Raw genomic sequence first — 1,800 nt, forward strand, 5'->3', positions numbered from 1 at the left:
CAGCGGCTTCGCCGAGGTCCAGGTCCGCCGCGACGGACAGCTGCACTCCGTGTCCTGCCCGGTGTGCGTCGGCGCCCTGGTGGTGGCCCGATGAGCGCCCCCACCCCCGAGGCCCAGCGGCTGCTCGACCAGGCCGCCCAGGACTACGCCCAGCACCAGGCCAGCGCCTCCGAGCGCCAGACCGCGTGCACCGGGCAGCTGGCCGGCGCCCTCTCCCACGGCAGCGAGTCCGCCGGATCGTGGGCCCCCGCCACGTCGGGCGTCCCCGAGCGGTACTGACCGCCCCGTCCCTTCCGCGGCCCGGGGCGGCAGCGGCACCGCCGCCCGCTCGCCCCGGGCCGTCCCCCGTCAGCGCTGCTGGGAGACACCGATGCGCAACCCCATGAACCGCCGCCCGCTCGCCCGCGTCCCGTTCAACGAGCTCGGGCTGACCGACTCCACCGACCTGCAGAAGTGGGCGGCCCGCGCCCTGTTCTGCTCCGAGATCCCCACCGGCAACCTCCGGCTGACCGCCCACCAGCTCCAGATCCGCCCCGTCGTGCGGGGCGTGGTCTGGCGCCTGACCGGCCCGGAGCGCGAGGAGCTGATCCGCACCGCCATCGAGGCCGACCAGGCCGCCGCCGACGAGCGGCTGGCCATCTGCGCCGAGCTGACCGAGGACGCCCCCGGCTGGCTCGATCTGCAGGTCTGGACGGTGGCCCGATGACCGCGATCAGCTACGCGGCCCAGCGGCCGCGGACCCAGCTCACCGCCATGGTGGCGATGCTCGCCGCCGTGCTCGCCACCGTTGCCGCCCTCCGCTTCGACGCCGGGGTCGGCCCGGCCGCCGGCGGCGCGTACGCCGGCGTCCTGGTCCTCTCCGCCCACTGGCTCCGGGTCAACCCGGCGGCGGCGCTGCTGGCCACCGTCCGCATCTCCGCGGCCCTGGTGGTCGCTCTCACCCAGGTGGCCCGCCGCCGTTCGAAGATCCGTCAGGAGGTCTGGGCATGACTACGCTGCACCAGTTGCTCACCCCCCGTGCCGAGGCGACGTTCGTCCATCAGCGGATCGGGGAGCTGATGATCCAGGACCGACTCCCCGCCGAGCAGGCCGGCCGGATCGTCCGCCAGCGCATCGAGGAGGGGGACTCCCTGCTGCTGGCCGACGCGGGCCAGGAGTGGAGGCTGCGGCCCGAGTACTCCCCCGGCACGTGGACCGGGGGCCGACGCCTGCAGATCCAGCGCAGGCTCTCGGAGCCGCCCGCGGTGGTCGTGCTGGACGCCGACGGCGCCGAGTGGGAGCTGAGCCTGCCGCTGCTGGGCGAGCTGTACGAGCTCACCAGCTGGAGGTGGAGCGAGTGAGGCCCGAGGAGAACCCGCGCCTGGTGATCGAGAAGGCAGGCCACCAGGTCGTGCTCGACCACCAGGGGCTGGCCATCGACGGGGAGCGGATCTGCAGGACACCGCTCACGCCCTCCCAGGTCATCCTCCCGGGCCAGGCCGAGAGCCGGGCCTTCCAGGTCACCGCCGAGGGCCAGGTGATCTACCGCGGCCGGATGGTCGCCGAGATCGGGCCCTCCCCGGCCGGCACCGCCAACCCCGGGGAGCTGGCCGTCCACGGCCCCAACGGCCCCGAGTGGTACCCGCCCGACGCGGGGCCGTCCGGCCCCGAGCTGGCGGCCGCCGTGAAGCACGCCGCCGAGCTCGCCGCCCGCGGCACCGAACGCGGGCCGGAGGAGATCCGAGAGGTCTCCCCCGACTTCCGCCCTCCCCACCTTCACCACGACAACCGAGACGAACAGATGGAGCTCGCGCGATGACG

5 protein-coding genes are annotated in these 1,800 nt (G+C 74.8%); all 5 read left to right on the forward strand.

Annotation, left to right across the window (positions count from 1 at the left end; genetic code table 11):
• Positions 1 to 90: 90 nt before the first annotated feature.
• Positions 91 to 279, forward strand: a complete 189-nt coding sequence (locus AB0E96_RS40805; RefSeq protein ID WP_359831868.1) for a hypothetical protein — start codon at positions 91 to 93, stop codon at positions 277 to 279.
• Between the two features lie 91 nt (positions 280 to 370).
• Positions 371 to 706 carry a hypothetical protein gene (locus AB0E96_RS40810; protein ID WP_359831870.1) on the forward strand — a complete coding sequence of 112 codons (336 nt, stop codon included), beginning with the start codon at positions 371 to 373 and terminating at the stop codon, positions 704 to 706.
• The gene (locus AB0E96_RS40815; RefSeq protein ID WP_359831872.1) at positions 703 to 990 is read left to right on the forward strand and encodes a hypothetical protein; all 288 of its coding nucleotides are present in this window, start codon (positions 703 to 705) and stop codon (positions 988 to 990) included. The genes AB0E96_RS40810 and AB0E96_RS40815 overlap by 4 nt, the downstream gene beginning before the upstream one ends.
• Complete coding sequence (locus AB0E96_RS40820; protein ID WP_359831874.1) at positions 987 to 1,340, forward strand: hypothetical protein; 354 nt, start codon at positions 987 to 989, stop codon at positions 1,338 to 1,340. The genes AB0E96_RS40815 and AB0E96_RS40820 overlap by 4 nt, the downstream gene beginning before the upstream one ends.
• Positions 1,337 to 1,798, forward strand: a complete 462-nt coding sequence (locus tag AB0E96_RS40825; protein WP_359831876.1) for a hypothetical protein — start codon at positions 1,337 to 1,339, stop codon at positions 1,796 to 1,798. The genes AB0E96_RS40820 and AB0E96_RS40825 overlap by 4 nt, the downstream gene beginning before the upstream one ends.
• The last annotated feature ends 2 nt before the right edge of the window (positions 1,799 to 1,800 follow it).

The organism is Kitasatospora sp. NPDC036755 (assembly GCF_040636595.1).
Classification (GTDB): domain Bacteria; phylum Actinomycetota; class Actinomycetes; order Streptomycetales; family Streptomycetaceae; genus Kitasatospora.